This window comes from Natronococcus occultus SP4, from assembly GCF_000328685.1.
In the GTDB taxonomy this organism is placed as follows: domain Archaea; phylum Halobacteriota; class Halobacteria; order Halobacteriales; family Natrialbaceae; genus Natronococcus; species Natronococcus occultus.
Genome location: NC_019974.1, coordinates 2328758 through 2353215, shown reverse-complemented (window position 1 = coordinate 2353215; position 24458 = coordinate 2328758). Strand labels below are relative to the sequence as shown.

At 66.6% G+C, this 24458-nt stretch carries 27 protein-coding genes; 6 read left to right on the top strand and 21 right to left on the bottom strand.

The annotated features are described in order from the left end of the window. Positions 1–226: 226 nt before the first annotated feature. Together NATOC_RS11725 and ahaH are read right to left on the bottom strand one after the other, a co-directional pair. On the bottom strand, positions 227–2482 hold the full coding sequence (locus NATOC_RS11725) for a V-type ATP synthase subunit I (protein ID WP_015321664.1): 2256 nt from the start codon (positions 2480–2482) through the stop codon (positions 227–229). Then, positions 2469–2801 (bottom strand): ATP synthase archaeal subunit H, encoded by a 333-nt coding sequence (gene ahaH / locus NATOC_RS11720; RefSeq protein ID WP_015321663.1) that lies wholly within the window; start codon positions 2799–2801, stop codon positions 2469–2471. Before ahaH ends, NATOC_RS11725 begins: the two co-directional genes overlap by 14 nt. Positions 2802–2955: 154 nt before the next feature. Here ahaH and NATOC_RS11715 point away from each other — a divergent pair, with 154 nt between their 5' ends. Then, positions 2956–3579, top strand: coding sequence for a methyltransferase domain-containing protein (locus tag NATOC_RS11715; protein ID WP_015321662.1), 624 nt, complete (start codon positions 2956–2958; stop codon positions 3577–3579). Here NATOC_RS11715 and NATOC_RS11710 read toward each other — a convergent pair whose 3' ends face one another. Both NATOC_RS11710 and NATOC_RS11705 read right to left on the bottom strand, forming a co-directional pair. Beyond that, a complete protein-coding gene (locus tag NATOC_RS11710) occupies positions 3580–4068 on the bottom strand; it encodes a type IV pilin (RefSeq protein WP_015321661.1) in 489 nt (162 codons plus the stop codon). A gap of 48 nt (positions 4069–4116) precedes the next feature. Further along, positions 4117–5334, bottom strand: a complete 1218-nt coding sequence (locus NATOC_RS11705; RefSeq protein WP_015321660.1) for a DUF7096 domain-containing protein — start codon at positions 5332–5334, stop codon at positions 4117–4119. Between the two features lie 148 nt (positions 5335–5482). Between NATOC_RS11705 and NATOC_RS11700 the strand changes: the two genes are divergently transcribed. Beyond that, complete coding sequence (locus NATOC_RS11700; protein WP_015321659.1) at positions 5483–6778, top strand: helix-turn-helix transcriptional regulator; 1296 nt, start codon at positions 5483–5485, stop codon at positions 6776–6778. An 81-nt stretch (positions 6779–6859) separates the two neighbouring features. Here the strand turns inward: NATOC_RS11700 and NATOC_RS11695 are convergent, their stop codons facing one another. From NATOC_RS11695 to NATOC_RS11660, 8 genes are all read right to left on the bottom strand, one after another. Next, a complete protein-coding gene (locus tag NATOC_RS11695; protein WP_015321658.1) occupies positions 6860–7369 on the bottom strand; it encodes an FKBP-type peptidyl-prolyl cis-trans isomerase in 510 nt (169 codons plus the stop codon). Between the two features lie 128 nt (positions 7370–7497). Further along, positions 7498–8736, bottom strand: coding sequence for a polysaccharide deacetylase family protein (locus tag NATOC_RS11690; protein ID WP_015321657.1), 1239 nt, complete (start codon positions 8734–8736; stop codon positions 7498–7500). Positions 8737–8938: 202 nt separating this feature from the next. Beyond that, positions 8939–9556: a GTP-binding protein EngB gene (engB, locus tag NATOC_RS11685; RefSeq protein WP_015321656.1), complete on the bottom strand. Its 618-nt coding sequence runs from the start codon at positions 9554–9556 to the stop codon at positions 8939–8941. A 54-nt stretch (positions 9557–9610) separates the two neighbouring features. Further along, on the bottom strand, positions 9611–10342 hold the full coding sequence (locus NATOC_RS11680) for a maleate cis-trans isomerase family protein (protein WP_015321655.1): 732 nt from the start codon (positions 10340–10342) through the stop codon (positions 9611–9613). Further along, positions 10335–11972 carry a hydantoinase B/oxoprolinase family protein gene (locus tag NATOC_RS11675; RefSeq protein WP_015321654.1) on the bottom strand — a complete coding sequence of 546 codons (1638 nt, stop codon included), beginning with the start codon at positions 11970–11972 and terminating at the stop codon, positions 10335–10337. The genes NATOC_RS11680 and NATOC_RS11675 overlap by 8 nt, the downstream gene beginning before the upstream one ends. Beyond that, positions 11969–14074, bottom strand: coding sequence for a hydantoinase/oxoprolinase family protein (locus NATOC_RS11670; protein ID WP_015321653.1), 2106 nt, complete (start codon positions 14072–14074; stop codon positions 11969–11971). The genes NATOC_RS11675 and NATOC_RS11670 overlap by 4 nt, the downstream gene beginning before the upstream one ends. Beyond that, the gene (locus NATOC_RS11665) at positions 14071–15276 is read right to left on the bottom strand and encodes an Nramp family divalent metal transporter (protein WP_015321652.1); all 1206 of its coding nucleotides are present in this window, start codon (positions 15274–15276) and stop codon (positions 14071–14073) included. Before NATOC_RS11665 ends, NATOC_RS11670 begins: the two co-directional genes overlap by 4 nt. Before the next feature lie 131 nt (positions 15277–15407). Further along, entirely contained in the window at positions 15408–15956 is a 549-nt protein-coding gene (locus tag NATOC_RS11660; RefSeq protein ID WP_015321651.1) for a ribbon-helix-helix protein, CopG family, read from the bottom strand. Between the two features lie 146 nt (positions 15957–16102). Here NATOC_RS11660 and NATOC_RS11655 point away from each other — a divergent pair, with 146 nt between their 5' ends. Further along, positions 16103–17395, top strand: coding sequence for a TIGR00341 family protein (locus NATOC_RS11655; protein WP_049888921.1), 1293 nt, complete (start codon positions 16103–16105; stop codon positions 17393–17395). Positions 17396–17418: 23 nt separating this feature from the next. Here NATOC_RS11655 and NATOC_RS11650 read toward each other — a convergent pair whose 3' ends face one another. Both NATOC_RS11650 and NATOC_RS11645 read right to left on the bottom strand, forming a co-directional pair. Then, a complete protein-coding gene (locus tag NATOC_RS11650; protein WP_015321649.1) occupies positions 17419–17742 on the bottom strand; it encodes a hypothetical protein in 324 nt (107 codons plus the stop codon). A gap of 1 nt (position 17743) precedes the next feature. Then, positions 17744–18757 (bottom strand): NOG1 family protein, encoded by a 1014-nt coding sequence (locus NATOC_RS11645; protein ID WP_015321648.1) that lies wholly within the window; start codon positions 18755–18757, stop codon positions 17744–17746. Positions 18758–18890: 133 nt separating this feature from the next. Between NATOC_RS11645 and NATOC_RS11640 the strand changes: the two genes are divergently transcribed. Next, positions 18891–19301 (top strand): DUF5518 domain-containing protein, encoded by a 411-nt coding sequence (locus NATOC_RS11640; protein ID WP_015321647.1) that lies wholly within the window; start codon positions 18891–18893, stop codon positions 19299–19301. A 46-nt stretch (positions 19302–19347) separates the two neighbouring features. Here the strand turns inward: NATOC_RS11640 and NATOC_RS11635 are convergent, their stop codons facing one another. The 5 genes from NATOC_RS11635 to NATOC_RS11615 form a co-directional block, all read right to left on the bottom strand. After that, on the bottom strand, positions 19348–19692 hold the full coding sequence (locus NATOC_RS11635; protein WP_015321646.1) for a four-helix bundle copper-binding protein: 345 nt from the start codon (positions 19690–19692) through the stop codon (positions 19348–19350). 59 nt (positions 19693–19751) lie between these two features. Then, positions 19752–20036, bottom strand: coding sequence for a phosphoribosyl-ATP diphosphatase (hisE, locus tag NATOC_RS11630; RefSeq protein WP_015321645.1), 285 nt, complete (start codon positions 20034–20036; stop codon positions 19752–19754). After that, a complete protein-coding gene (locus NATOC_RS11625; RefSeq protein WP_015321644.1) occupies positions 20037–20504 on the bottom strand; it encodes a bifunctional nuclease family protein in 468 nt (155 codons plus the stop codon). Between the two features lie 108 nt (positions 20505–20612). Beyond that, positions 20613–21230 (bottom strand): pyridoxal 5'-phosphate synthase glutaminase subunit PdxT, encoded by a 618-nt coding sequence (gene pdxT, locus NATOC_RS11620; protein ID WP_015321643.1) that lies wholly within the window; start codon positions 21228–21230, stop codon positions 20613–20615. 99 nt (positions 21231–21329) lie between these two features. Further along, positions 21330–21491 carry a preprotein translocase subunit Sec61beta gene (locus NATOC_RS11615; RefSeq protein ID WP_015321642.1) on the bottom strand — a complete coding sequence of 54 codons (162 nt, stop codon included), beginning with the start codon at positions 21489–21491 and terminating at the stop codon, positions 21330–21332. A 258-nt stretch (positions 21492–21749) separates the two neighbouring features. Between NATOC_RS11615 and NATOC_RS11610 the strand changes: the two genes are divergently transcribed. Both NATOC_RS11610 and NATOC_RS11605 read left to right on the top strand, forming a co-directional pair. Beyond that, positions 21750–22019 (top strand): thioredoxin family protein, encoded by a 270-nt coding sequence (locus NATOC_RS11610; RefSeq protein WP_015321641.1) that lies wholly within the window; start codon positions 21750–21752, stop codon positions 22017–22019. Between the two features lie 240 nt (positions 22020–22259). Further along, complete coding sequence (locus tag NATOC_RS11605; RefSeq protein ID WP_049888755.1) at positions 22260–22745, top strand: response regulator; 486 nt, start codon at positions 22260–22262, stop codon at positions 22743–22745. Here the strand turns inward: NATOC_RS11605 and npdG are convergent. Continuing rightward, positions 22742–23410: an NADPH-dependent F420 reductase gene (gene npdG, locus NATOC_RS11600; protein ID WP_015321639.1), complete on the bottom strand. Its 669-nt coding sequence runs from the start codon at positions 23408–23410 to the stop codon at positions 22742–22744. The two genes, NATOC_RS11605 and npdG, sit on opposite strands and share 4 nt — an antisense overlap. A 144-nt stretch (positions 23411–23554) precedes the next feature. Next, positions 23555–23812, bottom strand: coding sequence for a hypothetical protein (locus NATOC_RS11595; RefSeq protein ID WP_015321638.1), 258 nt, complete (start codon positions 23810–23812; stop codon positions 23555–23557). Positions 23813–24458: the final 646 nt, after the last annotated feature.

Below are 24458 nucleotides of genomic sequence, written 5' to 3'. Positions count from 1 at the left end.
GATGTTCTCTGTGGGTCGATTGCTCCGAACAAGCGTATCTGTCTCTGCACACCCTATAAAACTCTCGAAACGAATCGACGGAGCCGTGCTATCCCACCGATTCAGCCAGAGCTGGTATCTATTACCAAGGTAACGTTCACCGATGATCTTCGACACCGAAACGTATCGAGACAGCTCGTCTCGGACTGAGAGACAAAAACGGTGAGAACGACCGACAGCAGCGCGATCAGTCCGCCTGCGGAGCGGACTGGCCGTCGTGGCCGAACGGATCGTACTCCTCGCCGCCGCCGTCGTAGAACTTCTGGAAGAACTCCACGTACTCCAGGCGGAGCATCTGGATCCCGGCTGCGGTGATCCCCAGCAGCAGGACCACGATGTGACCGAGGACGAACACCACGACGGCGCCGAGCAGCGCCAGCGCCATCACGATGGGGCCGCCGTCGAGCCCGATCCAGACGAGGCCTTCGAAGACGACTTCACCAGCCTCGGGAGCCATCGGCGCGTCGAAGTACGCGAACTCCATGTAGCCGGTCTCGTCGGCCGCAGCACCGAAGACCAGGAGGTTCACGACGAACGCCATCCCACCCTTCGCGAGCAGGACGGCGACCATCCGGAGATACGAGAGGACGTGACCGAACGCCCAGGCCGGCGTCTCGAGGAGGCCGGCGACGCCCTCGGCGCTGCCGACCATGACGACGCCGACGAGCAACATCGCGAGCCCCGCGAGGCCGACGATCTCCGGAAGTCCTTCGAATCCGAGCGCGAACTGCTCCGTCTCGTAGAGGACGCTCTCGGTCCCGACGAGGAAGTCGGGCTTCTGGCCCTCCAGGTGGGTGCTGAACAGCCAGAGGAACAGGCCGTTCATCGCGAGGATCCAGGAGAACTTCTCCATGACGGCCGCCTTCAGGCTGTGTTTGAGCTCGTTGACGAAGCCCAGCACCAGGCCGATGTTGAGGTGGACGATCCCGAACACGACGCTCAGGATGATCCACAGCATCGCCCAGCTCTCGGGATGTTGCAGACCCTTGGTGAGCGAGCCGGCAAGCGGCAGGTGGATTCCCAGGTCGCTCATATAGACGCCGAAGATGTCGTCGTACAGATACCCGAAGATGATCGTGAAGACACCGGCCCAGATGCCGATAGTACCGAGGGCCTTGCCGGCGTCGGAGTCGAAGACCTTCCAGGCTCCCCAGCCCATCAGCATGTAGAGGATCCCGTAGCCGATGTCACCGATCATGAAGCCGAACGCGAACGGGTAGGTCAGGAAGATGAAGAAGGTTGGGTCCAGCTCGCTGTACTTGGGCTGGCTGACCATCTTCACCATCAGCTCGAACGGCTTTGCCGGCGTGAGGTTGTCGAGCCTGACCGGCGGCTCGCTGTCCATCGTTACGGCACGGTTGCCGTGTCCGCCGCCATCGGCGCGTGTGGGCTGTCCGCCGTCGGTCGCCGCCTTCTGCTTGGGCGAGGACGCTTCGTCGGAGTCGGCGTCGGCGTCGGTGTCCGTCTCCGTGTCGTCGGTGTGCTCGACGGAACCGTGTTCGTGCTCGTCGTACTCGGCTCGCTCGAGTTCCTCGATTTCGACGCTTTCACCGACCGTATCGCGCAACGCGGTAACGAGCTCGTCGTACTGCTCGGTGGGAATCCATCCCTCGGCGATAAACGCCCGGTCGGTCGTCGCAAACTGCAGGGGCGCTTCGGCACGCTGGACCTCGATGGTCAGTTCCGCCTCGAGCGCGAGCAGGAACGACCCTTCGTTGGCCTTGATCCGTTCGAGCTCCGCGTCGAGCTCGTCGGTGCGAGACTCCAGTTCCCGCTTTTCCTCCTCGAGCTCGGCGACGTACGCTTCCGGAGTGCGGGCGGTCTCGGGCACCTCGTGGCGCGTAAACTCGACGCCGACGAGCGCGTCGTCGATCAGGCCGTCGTCGGCAGCGACGTCCTCGGCGGGTGCAGCCACGATGGCGACGACGTCACCGCCAGTAAACGTCTCGAACGCCCGAATCTCGTCGGCCGTCTCGAGAGCGGCTTCGATCTCGTTGGCGGGTCCTTCGCCGACAACGACGTCGACCGTCTCGTAGCCCGAGAGCAGATCGAGATCCACCCCGAGTTCCGCGAAGGGCTCGACGCGGTCGAGCCGCTCCTCGACCTGTCGGAGCTCTTCGCGGATCTCGCTGCGGTTGTCGTCGAGTTCGTTGACCCGTGTCCGCGTTTCCTCGAGTCGCTGTTCCCAGTCGTCGTCGACCGACCCGATGGTCGTCTCGTCGGCCGACAGCTCGAGGGTGCTCTCCAGGGCGCGGACAGTAACCAGTTTCTCGGAAGCGTCGTCGGCCCCCTCGATCGGCGTCCCGTTATCAAAGCCCTCCCACGAGCCGTCGTAGTCCGAGAGATGAACCAGATTCAGATCGTGAATCGTCTCGATGACCGTGGGCATGACGCCCTTGGAACCGGCCACCGAGACCTTGCTCATCCGCTCAGGTCTGAGCATGAACGTCCTCCTGGAACAGTTCGACGACGTAGTCGGTCACCTCGTCGACCCGGCTCTGGGCACGCTCGGCGAGCGCCTCGCGCTCCTGTTCGCCCTCGCGAAGGACGCGCTCGCACTCCTCATCGATCTCGTCGCGCGCCTCTTCGAGGCGACGCTCCTTGAGATCCTGCGCCTCCTGTTCCGCTTCCGTGCGAATCTCCTCGGCGCGTTTCCGGGCCTCGGCGATTCGCTCGTCGCGGTCGTCTTCTGCCTGTGCGACGATTTCGTCGGCCTCTTCCTCCGCCGACTGTATTCGTTCGAGAACCTGTGGCCTCGGCATACTCTAAGCAAGCGAAGTTTGAAGCAACGCGTATATGGTAGTTGCGAAAGTATCCCAGCCGAACGGCATCCACAATGGGAGAAGTCGACCCCGAATCTCCTGCAGTCGTCGGGGAACAGCAGACATATGCCGGTTCGATCGTAATCCGTTTCCAATGGGAGTTCTCGAGAACAAGGCCCGGGCGCGGCTGTTCTATAAGTACCTCTCGACGGTGTACGATCGAATCAACCCGTTCATCTGGAACGAGCAGATGCGAACTGACGCCCTCGAACTGCTCGATCTCGAACCCGAGTCGACGGTGCTCGACGTCGGCTGTGGAACCGGGTTCGCCACCGAGGGGCTGCTCGAGCACGTCGAGGAAGTGTACGCTCTCGACCAGAGCGAGCACCAGCTCGAGCAGGCCTACGCGAAGTTCGGGAAGCGATCTCCGCCGGTCCACTTCCACCGCGGCGACGCCGAGCGGCTCCCGTTCGCGACCGACACGTTCGACGTCGTCTGGTCGTCGGGCTCGATCGAGTACTGGCCGAACCCGATCCTCGCGCTCCGGGAGTTTCGCCGCGTGTTGAAACCCGGCGGCCAAGTCCTCGTCGTCGGTCCGAACTACCCGGACAGCCCGATCGCACAGCGGCTGGCCGACGCGATGATGCTGTTTTACGACGAGTACGAGGCCGATCGGATGTTCAAGCGGGCCGGCTTCGAGGACGTCCGCCATGCCTTCATGGGGCCGGAGTACGAGCCCGAGGTCGCGATCACGACGGTCGCCCGCGCCCCCGAGTAGTTAGTCGGCGGTCGTCTCGAGCGCAGCGATCCGCTGGCCGTCGACGGCGAGTGTCACGGAGACCGTGTCACCAGGCTCGATCGCGGGGCCGTTGGTTCCCGCTATCGAGAGCGTGGATCGTTCACCGGTGGTCCAGCTCGACCCGCTCGCCGAGTTGAACGGGCCGCTTGGCGCCTGATCGAAGCCCGTCGCTCCCGTGAACGGGACCGGAGGCTGGTGAGCAAGCGGATCGCCGTTTACCGCGACCGTCACCGAGAGCTCCTCGACGTCGATCGGGTCGCCGGCGACGTGCTCGACGGTGATCGTCCCGTCCTCGCCGTCGGCCCTGAGTTCGAACGCCGCCGTCGTCTGGACGGAGTCCGGACTCAGCCCGCCGATAGCGACCGCGACGACCGTCGCCAGTGCGACGGTGACCCCGACCAACAGCACGACGCCGACTACCGGCGCGACGCCGCGCTCGCGGAGTGATCGAGTGAACGGGAGTCCCATTACGCGTCCGCTGGCCTCGTCTTCCGAGATAAACCGTCGGACCGACGACTACGAGTCGGTGTCCGAAACCGTCCCTGCGACGCTGTCGCCGTCTGCGTCGGCCCGCAGGTCGAACTCGCCGTCGGGCGGAAGCACCCACAGCGATCCGCTCGACCCCGTTTCGCCGGCGAACGCTCCCTCGATTGAGACCGTCGCTGCCACCGGGTCGCCGGTGTCGGCGTCCGCGACCGACACTTCGGCCGGGCCGTTCGCGGCGGTTTCGGTTATCGAGAGCTCGAGGCCGTCCTCGGTCCACCGATCGTCGTCGATCGGCGGCAACTGCTCGTGATCGAGGGTTTGCAGCTCTCGGTGGACCGTACCCGTTCCGCCGTCGAGATACGCGGTTAGCTGACCCTGATCGTGGATTGCCTGAATTCGGTACAGCTGGACGGTTCTGCTCTCGGCCATCGATGAGTGGGTTTCGTGATCGGCCTCGAATACCCACGGGTACAGCTCCTGGGCCGTTCCGTGTGCGTCGGTGATGTCGTTGAACTGGTCGGGCTGACTCGCGTTCCGGCTGTCGAACCGGGTCGCCTCCCGAACGTAGTTTCGATCGAGCACGGAGAGGGAGTAGCCGGTTTCGGCGGTTCTGACGGCCAGGTGCGTTCGGTCACTCTCGCCTCGATCAGACGTCGCATCGAGCTGTGAACGGACGTCGGTGCGATACATCTCCAGGACGCTCTTGTCGTCACGGATCGAAAGCGAGTACTCCGGGACCCGATCCGCGTACCCGACCAGTTCGTCGAGTGCGCTCGCGATCACGCTCGACTCGTGATAGTTCCGCGAGAACGTCTGTAACAGTCTGGTCGTCGACCGATCGTCGGCCGCGTGTTCCCGTACTGCCGCTCGTTCGCGCTCCTCGAGGACGTCGGTCCGTTCCTGCAGTCGTTCGTACCCCAGCTGGACCATCTCCTCGCGATCCCCGCTCGAGGCGTTCTCGAACCCGTTCCGGACGATAGCCTCCTGTTCGTAGTCGACTCTGAGCTCGTCGTCGGCGCTCATCAGCGTCGTTCCGAGATCGTCGCCGTGTTCGGTGCGCTCGCTTCGCGGGTCAGCGCCGGGATCGAGACGGTTCGTCGTTCCGTTCGTTTCGACGAACGGCTGGCTCGGCTCGTCCGTTTCGAGGGCAGTCTCGTCCGTTTCACTCGAATCGGTCGCCGAGACGGCGACCGCCGGCAGCGAGAGGACGAGCAGCCCCGCGAGAAGGACGGCCATCGCACGCTTCATCGATACACCGTAAGAACTCATGATATAAAATATGACCGGCTTGCTGGTCTCGGCATCGGCCGAGAGGGACCGAGACGGGTCGAACGGTGCTGTACTGTTTTATTTCTCATAGAAAGTGTTTTTTACTCTGAGAATAACGGTGGTATGCATGCGGATCTCGACCGTCTTGTCAGTCGTCCTTGTGGTTCTCCTCGCCGGCTCGGTCGCCGTCGTCCCGGCAGTAGCGGCCGCCGACGGATCGGCGAGTTCGCCCCAGGACCGATCGACACAGTTCGCGGTCGGGAACGATTCCGTCCTCGAGACCACCGACCCCGCACAGGTGATCCGAATCAACGTCACCGAAGGCGGGGACGCCGTCTGGCAGATCGAGAGTCGGTTCCTGTTGAGCGACGACGAGGAGACCGACGCGTTCCTCGAGTACGCCGAGGAGATCCGCGACGGCGAACGCGGGGATGTCTACGACCGCGGGCTGTTCGAGCCCCATGTCGAGGCGGCCGAGGAGACGACGGACCGAGAGATGACACTCCGGGAAGACGGCTGGGAGGAGCCGGCGGTGTACGACGACGGCGACTCCGCGAGCGACGAGTCGGAGCCGATGGTCGGCGTCCTCACGTACTCGTTTACCTGGACCGGGTTCGCGGCGGTCGACGGGAACCGGGTCCATGTCGGCGACGCGTTTCAGGGCACGGACGGTCCGTGGCTATCGACGCTCGCCGACGATCAGCGGCTCGTGATCCAGTCGCCGGCGAACTACGGATTTCACGACTACAACCTCCCGGTGAGCCCGCAGGATAGCGCGCTCGTCGTCGACGGACCGTACCAGTTCAGCGAGGGCGAACTCGAGACGACGTTCCTCCGTGGCGCCGGTGACGGAGCGACCGGGAGTACCGGCGGGTTGCTCCCCGCGAGCACCGAACTGTTCGTTGGCGCGCTCGTCGTCATCGCGGCGATCGGCGTAGCGGGGTACGCGCTGATCCGGCGGGTCGGAGCGAACCGACTGTCGGCGACTGCCGCCGCCGTCCTCGCCTCCGACGAGAGCGACCGCGCCGACGAGACGGCCGAGCGATCGGCGAAAGGCGACGAGCGACGACGCGGCCCGGTCGACTCCGCGTCCCGACGGGGGCCAGTGACCGACACCACCTACCGAGAATCGACCGACGAGCCGGCAGGGCAGACGTTCGCGTACGCCGAGGACTCGAGCGCTGACGACGCCGACGCGGTCGATCTCGAGCTGTTGAGCGACGAGGAGCGGGTCCTCAGACTACTCAGGCAAAACGGCGGGCGGATGAAACAGGGGTCGATCGTCTCCGAGACCGGCTGGTCGAACGCGAAGGTCTCGCAGCTGCTTTCCCAGATGGCCGACGACGGCGATATCGAGAAGCTCCGTATCGGCCGGGAGAACCTCATTACGCTGCCGGAAGTCGATCCGACTGAACTCGACTGAACGCCACGGCAGCCGTCGTTCGACCGGCGAGCTGCCGATCAATCGTACCGTTGACAGTGACCAGCACGAAAGCCCACGCCGTCACTCGGGAGTCGCCGAGCTCCCGTCGCGGATCTCGAGGACGTCGAGTTCGATCTCGACGGGGACGCCGGCCAGTTCGTGATTGAAGTCGACGGTGGCGGTCCCGTCGTCGATCGCGGTGATCCAGCCGCGTTTCCCGTCGTCGTCCCGGACCGGCGTCTCGGGTTCGATCGCGTCCGTCTCGTCGGCGTCGATCTCCGCGAGCGGTAGCTCGACGACCCAGTCCGGATCGTGCTCGCCGAAGGCCTCCTCGGGGTCGAGACGGATCGTCGTCTTTGCTGGGACGTCCTCGTCATCGACCTCGAACTCCCGTAACGCGCGCTCGACGCCGGGGACGGCTTCGCCCTGTCCGACCCGGATCTCGAGGGGTTCGTAGTTGCGGTGCTCGTGGTAGATCCCCGCCTCCCGCGCGAGTTCGGCGTCGGTGGTGTCGAACGGCTCGCCCGCTTCCCCGTCGTCGACGACGCGTCCAGTGTACTGACAGACCACAATCCGTCCGAGTTCGACCATCGTCGACACCGACGACGGCCCGACTCAAGAAGGCGACGCCGGCGCTCGTCGGCCGACGCTCGCGGGAGTCGCCCGTGACACCTGTTTTCCACCCCGTTCTCACGTCGACTCGACGTGCGGCCGTCCGCTCAGTTCGGTCCGTCCGAGCCGTTGAGTCGACGGTAGGCGGCCCGTCCCACCAGCCCGATCGTCGCGAGCAGCCCCGTTCCGGCGGCGATCGAGGGACCGTTCTCCCGGATCGCCGAGCCGACAGTTTCCTCCTCGGTGCGCGCCTCGCCCTCGTCATCCCCGTTGTCGCCGTTGGACTCGGCTCCGTCGTCACCGTTTGCGTCCTCGGTCGACTCCTCGTCGTCGGCTCCGAGCACCTCGTCGGGACCGACCCCGTGTGCCGAAAGCGCCTCCCGGAGCGTGACGATCTCGAGGTCGCGCTCCCGTGCTTCCTGGATCGCGAAACGGACCCGTTCCTCGGTCGTCTCCTCGAACTGGCTGTGACCGACGACGATTCCGAGATAGTCGCCGGCGGCGACCTGATCGTAGAAGGTCTCGATGTCGGCCCGGCTCGAGGATCGGCCGTCGATGCTCGTCCGCCCGAGATCGTAGGGATCGAGGTTCGCGAGCCCGTTCAGTCCGTCGCCCTCGCGGTTCGCGAAGCCGGCGTAGTGTTCCCCGACGAGCTCCTCGACGAGACCCTCGCTGCGACCGAACGGGGAGACGAAGTAGTCGACGTCGACGCCCATCTCCTCGAGTTCTTCTTTCGAGCCGACGACCTCCTTGCGGATCCGCTCGTCGGTAAAGCGGACGAACGTCTCCTCGGCCGCGAACGCCTCGCCGACCGGCTCCTCGAGGTCGAGGAAAAAGCCGTCGTCGTCCTCGCCGCCGCCGGCGATGACGTTCTCGACGGTTCCACCGTCGGTCCCGATAACGATCGGTTCGCCGTCGTGATCGGTCAGAAAGCTGCCGTCTACCGCGAGCCGATCGTCCTCCGGCTCGGCGGGTTCGGTGAGATAGAGGTTACCGACGACGTCGTGAGCCGAAGTGTGTGACATGATCTCCCATCCCGACTCCTCCATCTCCCGGAGGTGTTCCGGGAGCAGCCCCCAACTCGTGTCGACGTACTCCGTTACCGCGGCACAGCAGGCCGGTGCGTCTTTCTCCTGGTGAACCGGGAACGTCTGGTCCCAGTCCTCGCGCCAGCTGTCGTCGTAGATAAACACGACTTTCCCGCTGGTCTCCTCGTCCGCGGTGCTGGCGGCGCCCGCCCCGGTTCCGGTCAACGCGAGCAGCCCGCCCGCGGCGAGCCCGAAGAGCCCGCGGCGCGTGGTCTGGGTCTCCAGGGCCGCGGCTCCGGCCCCTCGATCGTCGTCCATACTCGAGGACGTCCCGTTCGGGCTATAATTATCGTCCGGTTAACCGTCGGGAAGGCGCCAGGAACGGCCGAGAATCGTGCCGAGAGCCAGCACGTGCCATCGGCCTTCTGGCACGAGACGCCGCCGCGGGCACGAGAGACGACGCCGTGGAGACGGGAGACGACGGACACACGAAGCCCGGGGAGCGACGCCGAGGACGCGGTCAGAAGAACTTGAAGAGGTCGTCCCGGTTCTGCTCGTGGAGGTGGGTACGAACGGCCTCGTTCAGCGGCTCGATTCGGCCCTTCTTGGCCGTGATCGGTGCGATGGTCTCCTGCCACTGCTTCCAGGGCGGGAGCAGCCCCAGCCGATCGCAGAGCTCGTTCAGTCGCTCGTCGCGGTCGTCGACCTTGTCCATCTTGTTGACCGCGACGACCGTCGGAATATCCAGATCGCGCAGGAAGTGAAACATCTCGACGTCGTAGGGAATCTCGTCGGGCCCCGAGTGGCGGTCGATGATGTCGATAACGCTCTTCCCGTCGACGACCAGGATCCCAACGAGGACGTTGTCGGCGTACTCCTCGAGGTAGCGGACGATGTCCGTCTTGATCTGCTCGCGACGGTCCTCGTCGACGCCGCTCATGAAGCCGAAGCCGGGGAGGTCGGTGACGACGAAGTCCTCGGCGGTCCAGTCGAAGTGGTTCGGTTCGCGGGTGACGCCGGGCTTGCCCCCGGTGTCGAAGCTGTGGCCGGTGATCTCGCGCATGAGCGTGGATTTGCCCACGTTCGAGCGACCGACGAGGGCGACCTCCGCCTCGCGGTCGGGACGTGTATCGAACATGTGTAGCCGTAGTCGCGGCCCGGGATATAAGCACCGCGAGCGCGACGCCGCGACCTACGCCCGCTCGAAGAGCCGTCCGGGAGCCTCGACCCTCGCGTCGGCCGCGCGGCAGACGTCCCACAGCGTCGCCCCGTTGCTCGTGACGACCGGAACGCCGAGTTCGGCCTCGAGTTCCGGCACCGCCGCCAGCGACCGGTAGTTCGTACACGAGAGGAAGACGGCGTCGACGTCCTCGAGGACGCCGTCGGCGTCGAGTGCGAGCACCTGCCGGCGCGCGTCCGCGGGCTCGAGCGCGCCGATCTCGGTGTTGGCCGCGATCCCGCGGCCGTCGATCGTCGCGACCTCGAAACCGGCCGCCTCGAGGAACGACCGCTCCTTCTCGTCGAGGACGTCGGTGTAGGGTGTCGCGACGGCGATCCGATCGGCCGAGAGCGCCTCGAGCGCCCGGACCACCGATCGGGCCGTCGCGACGGCGGGGACGCCCGCCGCGGCCTCCAGGTCGGCCTCGAGTTCGGCGTCGAACCCCGGGCCGTGGATCAGGCTCCCCGTCGTGCAGGCGTACGCGACCGCGTTGACGTCGGCGTGGGCGAGCAGTTCGGCCGCCCGAACCGCGTCGTCGCTCATCGCGTCGAGCTCGTCGACGGTGACCGATTCGAGGGGCATCCGCGCCGCGTGGACCGTCGCCCCGTCGGGTCCGAACCGGCGGAACTCGGGTTCCGCGGTGGTGTTCGACGAGGGGACGATCAGCCCCAGCCGAACCGTTCGATCGCCCGTCCGCTCACTCATCGGCGCCGTCCTCGTCGTCGATCTTTCCGTCGGCGCGGTCCGCCTCGAGGGCCGCCGCGTCGCGCTCGTCGGGGTCGCCGTGGCCGCCCCCGCCGGGCGTCCGGACCGTTACCGTGGTTCCGGCCTCGACGTCGACGGTCGTCTTCGCGGGCACCGACTCGCCGTCGATCAGATTCTCGCCGCGGGCGCCGTCCTCGCCGCCCGCGACGCCGCTCGGGGCGTGGCGCCGGCGCTCGGTCAGCAGGGAGACGGTCGCCTCGGTCTCGACGGTGAGCGCTCGCTCGAGTCCCAGCCCGCCCCGCTGTCGGCCGCGACCGCCGCTGTCGGGCCGGAAACCGTAGCGTTCCACGCGGAGCGGGTACTCCGTCTCGATCGACTCGACGGGCGTGTTGAGCGTGTTGGTCATCCCGACCTGGACGCCATCCATCCCGTCCCGCTCTGCTCGCGCGCCGAACCCGCCGCCGATCGTCTCGTAGTACGTAAAGGAGCCGTCGCGGGCGCCGACGGTGAGGTTGTTCATCGTCCCCTGGCTCCCCGCGGGAACCCGATCGGGCGCCGCCTCCGCGAGGGCCGCGAAGACGACGTCGGTCACCCGCTGGCTGGTCTCGACGTTCCCCCCGACGACGGCCGCGGGCGCCTCGGGATTCAGCAGCGACCCCTCGGGGGCTCGAACCGAGACGGGCTCGTAACAGCCCTCGTTCGGCGGGATCTCGGGGTCGGTGACGCAGCGAACGACGAAGTAGACCGCGCTCGTCGCCACGGCGAGGGGCGCGTTGAGGTTCCCCTCGAGCTGGGCCGCCGTCCCCGTGAAGTCGACTTCGATCGCCTCGCCGTCGACGGTCACCGCCACGCTGATCTCGACGTCCTCGTCGGTGATCCCGTCGCCCTCGAGGACGTCGGTCGCCTCGTAGGTGCCGTCGGGCAGCGCCCGCACCTGGTCGCGCATCCGGTCGGCGGAGTAGTCGATCACGGCGTCGAACCCCTCCAGGACCGTCTCGCGGCCGTGCTCGTCGAACAGATCGGCTACGCGCTCGGCCGCGCGGTCGTTGGCCGCGAGCTGGGCCCGCAGATCCGCCCGTCGCTCCTTGGGGTTGCGGACGTTCGCGAGCACCAGCGCCCGGACGTCCTCGCGGATCTCGCCGTCCGCGACGAGCCGCGTGGGCGGCAGTCGGAGCCCCTCCTGGTAGATCTCGCGGGCTCCAGCTGGCATGCTGCCGGGGGCCATCCCGCCGACGTCGGCGTGGTGGGCCCGGGAGACGGCGTAACCGACGATCTCGCCATCCGACCCGATCGGCGACACCATCGTCACGTCCGGCAGATGGGTGCCGCCGGCGAAGGGGTCGTTGAGGACGAACACGTCGCCCAGTTCGGGATCGTGCTCGCGGACGGCGTCGACCGCCTGGGGCATCGCGCCCAGGTGGACGGGGATGTGCTCGGCCTGGGCGATCATCCGCCCGTCGGCGTCGAACAGCGCCGTCGAGCAGTCCCGTCGTTCCTTGATGTTCGGGGAGTATGCTCCCCGAATGAGGGTCTGGCCCATCTCCTCGGCGACGCCCTCGAGCTGGTTGCGCAGCACTTCCAGGGTCACCGGGTCGATCCCGTCGTCGGTCTCGTCGTGGCTTCGGGTCATCGGTCTGCCTCCGTGCGCGTCATCGCGAGCGTTCCGTCCTCGTGGACGTCGCCCTCCCATTCGGGCGGGACGACGGTCGTACTTTCGGCCTGTTCGAGCACCGCGGGCCCCGTAACGGTCGCGCCGGGCGCCAGCCCGTCGCGGTCGTAGACGGTCGCCTCCGCCGTGCCGCCGTCAGGAAAGTGAGCCTCCCGTGTGCCCAGTCGGGCGTCGCCGGCCCCCTCGTGGCGGACGGTCGGCGAGGCGCCCGCGACGGTCGCCGACGCCCGCAGCGTGACGACCTCGACGTCCTCGTCCATCCGGTAGCCGTAGGCCCGCTCGTGAGCCGCGTGGAACCGCTCTCCGACCGCGTTCGGATCGAACGACTCGCCGACGGGTACCGTCAGCTCGAAGCTCTGTCCCGCGTACCGGCAGTCGGCCGCGCGCTCGACCCTCGCGGCGTCGGGCTCGGTGGCGTCGTCGAGGACGTCCGCGACCAGTTCGTCGTAAACGTCCTCGATTCGGTCCGGCTCGGCCGCGGCAAGCGGCGTGCGGACGGTTCGAGCCGCGTCGTACCCCTCGTCGGCCGCCAGTAGACCGAAGGCCGAGAGGACGCCCCCGGGTCGGGGGACGACGACGCGGTCGACCTCGAGCGAGTCGGCCAGCGCGGCGGCGTGCATCGGCCCCGCGCCGCCGAAGGCGACGAGCGCGAACTCGCGGGGGTCGTGGCCGCGCTCGACGGTCACCGAGCGGATGGTTCGGGTCATCGTCGCGTTCGCGACCCGGTAGACGCCGCGTGCGGCCTCGAGCGCGCTCTCGAGGCCGGCCTCGTCGGCGAGTCCCGCGAGCGCCTCGCGGGCCGCGTCGACGTCGAGGGTCATCTCCCCGCCGAGCGCGGTCTCGGGACCGATGTAGCCCAGAACGACGTTGGCGTCGGTGACGGTCGGCTCGGTTCCGCCTCTCCCGTAGCAGGCGGGGCCGGGTTCGGCGCCCGCGGATCGCGGCCCAACCCGGAGCGCGCCGCCGGCGTCGACCCAGGCGATCGAACCACCGCCCGCGCCGACGGTGTTGACGTCGACCATCGGCGTCCGGATCGGCAGTCCGTCGATCTCGGCGTCGGTCGTCCGCTCGGCCTCGCCGTCCCGGACGAGGCTCACGTCACTCGAGGTCCCGCCCATGTCGAAGGTGACGAGCCCCTCGAGGTCGGCGTCGTCGACGGTCGCCGCGGCCCCGACGACGCCCGCGGCCGGCCCCGACAGCGTCGTCGTTACCGCGTGCTCGCGGACCGTCTCGGGGTCGGCGATCCCGCCGTTGGCCTGCATGATCTGTGGGGCCGGAATCCCCGCGTCGGCAGCCTCCTCGACCAGCCGCCCCACGTAGCGGTCGATCGCGGGCCGGACGTAGGCGTCGACGGCCGTTGTCGAGGTGCGCTCGAACTCGCGGAACTCCGCGAGGACGTCGTGGGAGGCCGACACCGGAACGTCGAGCTCCTCGCGGAGGATCGCGGCGACGCGTCGTTCGTTCTCGGCGTCGGCGTAGGCGTGGAGCAGACAGACCGCGACGCTTTCGACGTCCCGCTCCCGCAGCGTCGCCGCGAGCTCTCGAACCTCGTCGGGATCGACCGGTCGCTCGACACCGTCGGCGGTCGTGCGCTCGTCGACTTCGAAGCGCCGTCGCCGCGGGACGAGCGGGTCGGGTTTCTCGGCCTCCAGATCGTACAGGTCGGGTCGGTCCTGGCGGCCGATCTCGAGGACGTCCCGAAAGCCCGCCGTCGTGACGAGGGCCGTTCGGGCGCCGCCCCGCTCGAGCAGGGCGTTGACCGAGACGGTCATCGCGTGGGCGAAGGCGTCGATCTCGCTCGGGTCGATCCCCGCCTCGTCGCAGGCCTTCGCGATCCCCTCGAGGACGCCGACGTGTTGCTGGTCGGTCGTCGTCGGGACCTTCGCCGTGACGAGGCGGTCGTCGACCGACAGCGCGACGTCGGTGAAGGTGCCGCCGACGTCGACGCCGATCCGGGTAGTCCGGTCGGTGGTCGTTTCTCCGCTCCCGTCGGTCAGCGTCGGGGTGGACGGAGCGTGGTTCGATGCCATGGATTTCTCTGGTGTGTCGGATGCGTCGTTCATAGTATCAGGACGTCGTAGAGCGTCTGCAGCCCGATGCCGATCACGACGAGCGTGACGAGTCCGCCGAGGACGTTCTGGAGCGTGCTGTTCGTGTACTCGCCGAGCAGTTCGTCGTTGTTCATCGCGTAGATGAGGAAGACCGCGAGGATCGGGAGCAGCAGGCCGTTGGCCACCTGCGCGAAGACGATCACCTCGACGGGGTTGTAGTCGAGCGCCGAGAAGACGATGCCGACGCCGAGGATCGTCCCCCAGATCGCCCGGAACCGGGTCGACTGCAGGTCCCGCTCCCAGCCCAGCGCGCCGGCGGTCGCGTAGGCGCCGGCCAGCGGCGCGCTCATCGAACTCGTGAAGCCGGCGGCAAAGAGCCCGATCGCGAAAAGCGTCAGCGCGTAGCCGCCGAAGACGGGCTCGAGCTGGTCGGCCATCTCGCCGACGTCGGCGATCTGTGTCCCCTCGGGAAACACCGCGGCTGCCGTGACGACGATCGAGGTCGTGATGACGCCGCCGACGGCGACCATCGCGATCGTGTCGGTGCGACACTCGGCCAGATCGCCCGCCCCGTCCCAGCGCTCCTGGACGGTGCTTGCATGCAGGAACAGGTTGTAGCCGACGACGGTGGTCCCGATGAGGCCTGCGATCAGGTACGCCGAGCCGTCGGGGATCGTCGGGACGAGTCCGCTTCCGAGCGCCCCGAGGTCCGGGCGGACCATGATCGCGTTGATAACGAACGCGAGCCCCATGACCACCACGAGGCCGACGAACACCCGCTCGATCAGCTTGTAGTTACCCGTCCAGAGCAACGCGGCGGCGACCAATCCCATCAGCGGTCCCCAGACGTTCTCGCTGACGCCGGTGATCGTCGCGAGGCCGGCGGCGCCGCCGACGATGTTGCCGGTCTGGAACGCCGCCGTTCCGATCCCGATCGCGCTCACGACGAGCGCGACCGTCGCCCCCTTCGCGAGGGGGTTTTCGAACTCGCTTCGAAACGCCTCGCCCAGTCCCTCGCTGGTGATCAGGCCGAGGCGCGCGCTCATCTCCTGGAGCACCATCGTCGCCAGGATTGAGAACGCGATCGTCCACACCAGCACGTAGGCGTACTCCGCGCCGAGGACGCTCGCAGTCGTGACAGTCCCCGGACCGACGAACGCCGCCGCCACGAGCGCGCCCGGTCCGATTGCTTTCAATCTGTCTACAAGACCCATGGTGAGTGCACACACTCTTCGCTCTCCGAGAGGCGGATAAGGGTTGTTGAGACGTGATCACACGCGTTCGGCGGCGCCACCGTTCGATCCGACTCCCGTATGAGGGAGTGTGAACTCGTATGAACGACCACTTACCTGTCGCCGGACCGTTCGGCGATGATCGTCTTCGAGACGCCCCGCTCGATCTCGATCTCCGTCGGCAGCGAGGACGTACTGCGCTCGATGAACCGCGTCATGAACCACTGGATCGCCTCCGAGGGAAAGACGACGTGGTAGACGCCGTCGGCCTCGTCGCGCACCTCGAGGAAGCCACAGAACGAGAGCCACTCCAGGAGCTCGCCGACGTCCTCGAACCGGGTCTCGTACTCGCGGGCGTGGTAGTCCGAGACCCGGTCGGCCGCCTCGATGAACGCCGGGTCGGGATCGCCGTCCGCGTAGCAGTACTCGAGGAAGGCGTGCAGGAAGTCGACGTCGAGCAGGACGTGCTCGCCCGAGGAGAGCATCTGGTAGTACTGCTCTAAGTTGTCGCTGGGTCGTTCGCTTGCGGCCTCGAAGTTGGCTGCATAGAAGGAGATCGCGCGGCGAACGAGTTCGCTTCGTCCCATCTCGGCCTTCGTCTCGAGCGTCTCGAGGGCCGCGTGTGCGTCGTCGTCGAGCGAGACCGTCACTCGGTGAGCCATACCGGGTCGGACGAACGCGAGCGGGGTATAGTTCACGCACAGACCGGGTCCAGTCGACGTCCGCGTCCGGGAGTCGACGACCGAAACCGACCGACCGTCCGGCGAAAGTGCCCGAAGTTATGTCCCGGGGGGTCGATCTACCGAACGTGCGGCTGGTACAGTTGACGGTTCCGACGGGAAAGCGACAGACGATCCTCGAGACGCTCGACGACCGCGGGATCGACTACGTCGTGACTGACGAGGGGAGCGATCGGGAGTACACGGCGGTAGTCTACTTTCCGCTGCCGGCGCCGGCGGTCGAGCCGGTTCTCGACGAGCTCCAGGAGGTGGGAATCGGCGAGGACGCCTACACAGTCGTCGTCGACGCCGAGACGGTGATCTCGCGGCGCTTCGAGGCGCTGCGCGAGGAGTACGAGGAGGGCGACGTCGAGTCCGATCGGATCTCCCGCCAGGAGCTTCAGACGGAGGCCGAATCGCTGACGCCGACGTTCGGCGTCTACTCGACGATGACGGTCATCAGTGCGATCGTCGCGACGGCGGGACTGTTGCTCGACTCGCCGGCCGTCGTCGTCGGCTCGATGGTGATCGCACCACTGATCGGTCCGGCCCTTGGCGCGAGCGTCGGCTCGGTGATCGACGACGAGGAGCTGTTCGTCGAGAGCATCACCTACCAGATTATCGGGATCGTCTTCGCGATCGGCGCCGCGGCCGTCTTCGCGTGGGCCGTCCAGGCGATCAACATCGTTCCGCCCGGGCTCGACCTCGCGGAGGTCGACGAGATCTCCGAACGGCTCGCCCCCGACCTGCTGTCGCTTGCCGTCGCGCTCGGTGCCGGCGTCGCCGGGATCGTCAGTATTGCGACGGGCATCTCGGTCGCGCTCGTCGGTGTCATGATCGCCGCGGCGCTGATCCCGCCCGCTGCGGCCGCGGGGATCGCGATCGCCTGGGGCCAACCCGCGGCGGCGATCGGGTCGACGGCGCTGGTGTTCGTCAACGTCCTCTCGGTGAACCTCGCCGGCCTGCTGACGTTGTGGTATCTGGGGTATCGTCCGGAGAGCCTGTTTGCACTCGGGGAGACCGAACAGCGAGTCCGCAAACGAGTCGTCGGGCTCGTCGTGATCGTGGTCGTCTTCTCGGTCTTTCTGGGAGCGATTACCTACTCGTCGTACCAGGTCGGCAACTTCGAGGAGAACACCCGCGAGGAGATCACGATGGTCCTCGACGACGAGGAGTTCGAACAGTACCAGCTGCTCGATATCGAGGTGGTCATGGACGAGGACTATCCGATCCAGAGCCCCGAGCGAGTGGTCGTGACGATCGGCGGCCCGCCCGGCGAGACCGCGTCGGGATTAACGACCGAAATCCGCGAGCGCGTCGAGTCACACGCCAACGGCGACGTCGATATCGAGATTCAGTACGTCACCATCCTCGAGGAGTAGTTACCTGGCTTCTCGAGGACCGATCAACGGCTGCGGAGCTTCTCGAGTCGCGACCGGACTCCGGTCTCGCTCTCGTCGGTCGCGTCGCCGGCTTCCGTCGCGTCGGTGTCCGCGTCCGATCCGTCCGTGCCGCGACCGATCCGCCGTCGGAGCCAGGCCCGGGGCCCGCCGATGCGGTTGACGATGTAGGTCGGGAAGTACAGGACGAGCAGCGCGAAAAACAGGAATCCCGCGCCCCAGACGTACCGTCCCGACAGCAGGTGGCTCCCCGCGAGGTAAAACAGCGGTCCGGCAAGCGAGAAGCCGGCCGCGGTCTGTACCATCCAGAGGATTCCGGGCCCTTTCATCTCACTCCTCGAACGGTAGCTCGGGTTCGTAGCCGATCGCTTCGACGGCCGCGTCGAGGACTCCCTCGACGTTCTCGCCGGTCTCAACGCTCATCGCGTGATCGTACTCGTCCTCGGCGGCCGCGTCCCAGCGGTCGGCCCGATCGGCCTTGTTCGCGATCGTGAACACGGGAACGTCCTCGAACTGTGCGGCGATGGCGTCCCGAAGCTCGAGCTGGGACGCGAGCGGGTAGCCACACTCTCCGCTGGGATCGAGAACGACGAGCATGCAGTCCGCGAGGTGTTCGATCGCGCTGACCGCCTGGGACTCGATCTGGTTGCGCTCCTCGGGTTTGCGGTCGAGCAGCCCCGGCGTGTCGACGATCTGGTAGCGGATGTGATCGCGCTCGAAGTGGCCTAACCCGATCCCTTTCGTCGTGAACGGGTAGGAGGCCGTCTCGCCGCGGGCGTTCGTGACGTCGTTGACGAACGAGGACTTGCCGACGTTAGGGTAGCCGGCGACGACGATCGTCGGCTCGTCGGGGTTGATCTCGGGCAGGTCCCGCAGGGCGTTGCGCGCCTCGTTGATCCACAGCAGGTCGTCCTCGACCTGCTCGACGATGTCGGCCAGGCGGGCAAACGCCTGCTTGCGGTGTTTGCGCGCGGTGTCGATGTCGGTTTTGCGGAGCTTCGGCTGGTACTCCTCGTGGATCTCGCGGGCCTTGCGGCTGGCCCACATCACCTCCGAGAGGCTCTTCCGGAGCGCGTCGACGCCGGAGTCGGCGTCCGCAGCGTCGGGGATCTCGAGAATCGCGTCTGCGAGCTCGTAGTAGAACGGGTGGGCGTCGTACTCGAAGTCGGGCCAGGCCGTGACGACGTTCTCCAGGTTGTCCGAGATGATGTTCGCCGCCGTCTGGAGCATCGACTGCTGGGCCTCAAGGCCGCCCTTGGCCTTTCCGGCCCGCGCCGCCCGCGAGAACGCCTTGTCGATCAGCTCTTCCGACGTGGGCGTGGTCGGAAGGTCTTCGAAAATCATGCGTTCAGCTAGAAACCGCGACCGTAAAAGGTCGTTCGTTATCCCGCGGCCGGACGGAGCCGGATCGCCGACGGCCCGCGACCGGCAGCGGCCACGCCGAGGGCTTATGTCCGCTCGCGTCCGACGAATCGGTATGACCGACTGGCGCGCCGTCATCATCGGCTTTCTCGTCATCACCGTCCTCGGAATCGTCGGGCTCACGCTGCCGGGCGTCGGCCAGCTGGCAGCGGGGCTGGTCGGCGGGCTCGTCGCGGGCTACCTGGCGGGTGGCGGGCTCGGTCGTGGCCTCTGGCACGGACTGCTCGCCGGGGCGTTCGGCGGTCTCGTCGGCGGCCTGCTCGTTGCCGTCTTCGTCGGCCTCGCCGGCTGGGCGGGCGGCCCGATCGGGGGTCTGATCAGTGGACTCGCCGGGTTCGGGATCTTCCTCGTAGCGCTTGCGATCTCGTTTATTATGGCTCTCGAGAGCGCGATCGCCGGCGCGATCGGCGGTCTGTTCGGTCCCGATCGCTCGCGCGAGCCGCGCGGTCCCGGTCGCCGAGTGTAGCGATCGGGAGGAAACCGCGAGCGAAGCCGAAACGCACTCTACGCGTTCAGCTAGCCATCTCGCGGCAGCTCTCGACGCAGTCGGGAAGGATCTCCGCGCAGGCCTGACAGTGGTCGTGGTCGTGACCGTCGCACTCCTCGGCACACTCCTCGCAGATGTCCGCACAGAGCTCGCCCAGCTCCTCGTGGTAGGCCGAGTTCCGGGCCATGAACCGCGCGTGCAGCGACGCGATGTCGGCTACGTCCCGGCAGAGCCGGATACAGCGGGCCATCTCCTCGCCCTCGTCGGCGCAGGCGTCCGCACACCACTCACAGACCTGTGCGGCCTCGAGGCAGTTGTCGATACACTCCTGCATGTGGTCGTCGGCGTGTTCGATCCGTTTGACTGCCATGCGGACACGTTAACACCGGACGGTGTCATCAACCTGGCCCGGGCGACTGCAGGCAGCCCTCAGCGCCGGGCCTCGAGTTCGTCCTCGAGATCTTCGAGGTCCATCCCCTTCATCGACAGCAACACCAGTAGATGGTAGACGATGTCGGCGGACTCGGCGGCGATCTCCTCGCGCTCGTCGTCCTTGGCCGCGAGGACGAGCTCGGTGCTTTCCTCGCCGAGCTTCTCGAGCACCGCGTTCTCACCCTTCTCGTGGGTAAACAGCGACGCGGTGTAGGAGTCCTCGGGCAGCGTTTCCTTACGATCCTCGATGACGGCAAACAGTGATTCGAGCGTGTCGTCCATTCAGAGCTCACCGGAAACCTCGCGGACGGATTCGAGGTGCTCGAACTTTTCCCTGTCGTCTCGGCCGTCCTCGAAGACGTCCTCGGTGATCTCGATCGGGGCGTTGGTCCGGGCCGCAAGCGCGAGCGAATCGCTCGGACGGGCGTCGATCACCGTCTCGCCGCGAGGGGTCCGGAGGTGGAGATCGGCGATGTAGGTTCCCCCACGACCGTCGTCCCCCGTCTCGATTTCGCTGACGACGACGCGCTCGATCCGGCTACCCAGCTCCTCCATCACGTCGAGCAGCAGGTCGTGGGTCAGGGGGCGACCGATGTCCTCGGCTTCGAGCCCGCGATCGATGCTTACCGCCTCGTTGAACCCGATGAATATCGGGACGACGTCGTCCTCGTCCTCGACCTCGAGGACGACGACGGGCACCGGCCCCTGGGGCGTTCCCGCGACGCGGACGGCGTCGATAGCTGCGTCCATACCTCGACCGACGTGTGGCAGCGGAAAAACCTGTTCGGTCGCACATGCTTGCCCGAACGGGACCGACCAGCCGGCGTCGATCGGCGCTGCGGTCGCGATCGACCGTCGCTACGCGGACTCCTCGAGCTGGGGACCGGTCGACGCCGCGTTTTCGAAGAACGCGAGCCCGTGGAGACGGCTATCGGGGGTCAGCTCGGGGTGGAAGGCGGTAGCGATCACGGGACCGTCGCGTACGGCGACCGGACGCTCGTCCCAGCGTGCGAGGACGTCGACACCGCCGACGTCGTCGATAGCGGGCGCGCGGATGAACACCGCCGGGAACGGCTCGGCGAGCCCGTCGATCTCCAGGGGCGCCTCGAAGCTGTCCTTCTGGCGGCCGAAGGCGTTGCGCTCGACGCTTGCGTCGACCAGTCCGAGCGCGTCGACGCGGTCGTCGTTCGGATCGCGCGAGGCGACGATCAGACCGGCACAGGTCGCAAGCAGGGGTTTCTCGGCCGCGACGTGGTCGCGGATCTCGGCGTCGATCCCCTCCTCGTGAACGAGCTGGGAGATCGTCGTCGACTCCCCGCCGGGCATCGCCAGCAGGTCGCAGTCGGGGACGATCCCCGACGTGCGGATCTCGCGGACGGTGACCTCGCGGCCGTGGTTCCGGGCCGCGCGCTCGATCGCGGTCGCGTGTGCGTCGACGTTGCCCTGGACGGCGACGACGCCGGCGGTCAGTGTCATCGCTGTCGGGTACGAAGCGGACGATCAAAAACGCCGCGTCACGGACGCGACCGGCGCCGCGGCTCTCGGCGGCCGGTGAACGGAAAGGGGGTCGAGGACTTAGGAGACGAAGATCAGCAGCTGGATAACCACGCCCAGCATGATCCCGGTCGCGATGACCGTCTTCGGATCGATACGGATCGCGTTCGAGTCCTCTGCGTCGAAGTACCGGACGAGTCCGGCACTGGACATCAACCCACCGGAGTTCTGTCCTCTATCCATACGTACACCATCGGGTCGGGTTGAACTAAAGCTTTCGCCGATCGGGTGTCCCGCGGAGCGATGCCAGGCTGGCGAGTGCGATCGCCGACGTCCGGCGGAGCTGCGTCGATCGCCAGCGCAGAGCGTTGCTCGAGGGATCGCTCGCCGACCGGAACCCCGTGACGACGGCGGGGATCGACCCGCGGCGTCCTCGACACCGGCGTGAACCCCCGAGTGGGAAACCCTTATGCGCGGCGCGTGGCAACTACCTGTGATCACATGTCCGTCACGCTCAAGGACTTTTACGCAGACTGGTGTGGCCCCTGCAAGACCCAGGATCCGATCCTCGAGGAGCTCGAGGACGACTGGGAGGGCCGATTCGAGGTCGAGAAGGTAAACGTCGACGAACAGCAGGACGTCGCCAACGAGTATCAGGTACGATCCCTGCCGACCCTGATCATCGAGAACGACGACGGCGTCGTCGAACGCTTCGTCGGCGTCACCCAGCGCGATGACCTCGAGGACGCCCTCGAGGACGCCGGCGCGTAACCCGATCCCTTCGCTTTTTGCCGCCGACCACCGCTCGAAAGCGGTGCCGCCGGCGTTCGCGGCCGTTCGTCGCCACCGGAAGCCGGCTGGCCGTCGAGCGTCCGGCTCGCGAGGTCGGCCCTCGGTCCGGCCGGCGACACGGCGACGACCGGTCTCCGGAGCCTGATCACGGGAGGGGGTATTTCAATGCCTGAAATAACAGGCATCGACTGCATGGGGGAGGCGGTCCCAGCTAGGCACATGTCGGATGGTGCCGGTGGGCTTCCAGCGTCGCTCGAGATCTTACTCGTCGAGGACAACCCCGGCGACGTGCGGTTGACTAAGGAGGCGTTACGGATGACGCCGATCGATCACACGCTACACGTCGTCAACGACGGGAGCGACGCGCTCGACTTTCTCCACCGACGGGCGGAGTTCGTCGACGCGCCCCGCCCGGACCTCGTCTTGCTCGATTTCAAACTGCCGCGGCTGAACGGCGACGAGGTCGCGACCGAGATCGAGGGGACCGAACTCGAGGCAATCCCGCTGGTCGTGCTTACGGGCCACCCCGCACAGGACCGCGTGCTCGGGCTCGATGAGCTACCCGTCGACGACGCACTCACGAAACCCGTCGACGCCGACGGGCTCCTCGAGACGCTGCGTTCGCTGGAGACGTCGTGGTCCGGAATCGAACTCGAGGCCGAGCCGGGGCCCGAGGCCGACTCGGGCTCGGAACCGGCGAGCTAGTTGAACTTCACGCCGACGTCGTGGAGCTCGTCGTTGTACCGGGCGACGTTGATGACAAGCGGCGTGACGCTCTCGACCTCGGCCGCGTTAGCAAGCGGACCGACGTCGAGCGCCCGAAGTCCCTTGATCTCGTTCGCGAGCGCGATCACCCGTTCTTTCGCGTCCGTATCGTCGCCGACGACCAGCGTATCGAGATCGAGCTCCAGTTCGAGGTCAGTGAGCGCGCCGGCGGCGAGGTTGTGGAAGGCACCCACCACGGGAACGCCGTCGGGCGCGCGCTTCGCGACGAGTTCGGAGACGCTGCCGGCGCTCGGGGGATGATAGTGGAGCCCGTCGTCGTCACCCTGCATGCCGACCGCGGGCGTCACCAGCACGGTATCGGAGTCGAGGACGTCCGCGACGTCTTCGACCGTGTCGCCGGCGTAGTACGGCGGGACCGAGAGCACGACGACGTCGGCCCGGTCAGCGGCCATCTCGTTGATAAAGCCCTTCAGGTTCGCCTCGGCGCCGATCGCTTCGAGGACGTCCTCGTACTCGGCGACCGCGTCGCGAGCCTTCTCGGGGTCCCGGGAGCCGATGAGGATCTCGTGGTCGGTGTCGCGCGCGAACCGAAGCGCGAGCCCCTCGCCGATATCGCCGGTACCGCCCAGTAGTGCGATTCGCATACGCGTCTCTGAGGACGGCAGCCGAATAAAACGGTGGGGGGTCGGCCGATCTCGCCGGGTTCCCGGGCGCGTCCTGACGACCGTTTTTCAGTCGCAACCGCGACTCGACCGCGGTTGCGCGAAGCCGACGTCTCCCGGTCCGACTCAGGGCGCGTCGTGGTCCTCTGGATTCATCGCCTCGCCGACGTTGCCGTCGTAAGCGTCGCGCTCCTCGATCTCCCGCAGCCGCTGGTCGAGGCGATCCTCGAGGGCCTGACGGCGCTCCTCGTCGACGTCGGCGTCGGTACTCATCGCCTCGAGGTCCTGCTTTGCGGTCTGGAGCACCGAGATCGCCTCCTCCTGTTCGAGCTCCTCGACCCGACCCAGGTTTCGTTCGACGTCGTCCAGCGTCGTGTCCGTCATACGTCCTCGGTTCGACCGGTAGCGTATTGAAAGGCAACCCGGCAGGCGAACGCGAGGAGCGTTGTCGTCGCAGTGGATCGGTGTCAAAGGAGGCGGATCCGCTGATCACGCTCGCGAACCTAACACCGCTACTTCTCTTAGCTATCGATTGTGTGGATAGAGCAAAGCGGAATACAGAACTCGAATATAGCATGAACCGATGGCTATTCTGAACCGAATCTCCCCGAGCAACGGGAGACCCTAGTATCCGTTCTGATCAAAGTAGTTAACACAATGTCAATGGAAATGAGTATATGGACAGTATCCGGGTTCGAAAATTCAGTGGGGCTGCCTCAATTGTTATTGGTGTACTCTTGGCAGGTTCCTTCTTCGTATCGAACGATTGGGTTACCGGTGTAGTCGGTATCTTTGTCGCTCTCATTGGAGCTGCGACCCTCTATGACTTGCACACTACTTCGTAAGCAGTCGTACCAATCGGTCAGCCCAGCATAGTTTCCTGAACAAGCGGAACTGATTTGCTGAACCCATTTTCTCTCCAACACACCGCTCCTGGCAGTCATCAGTGAAATCAACTGTCGTTCCATTACCTGTTTGCCCTGTACTGAACGCAGGTTGCACAGCGACCGACCGAACCGCACTGCCAACC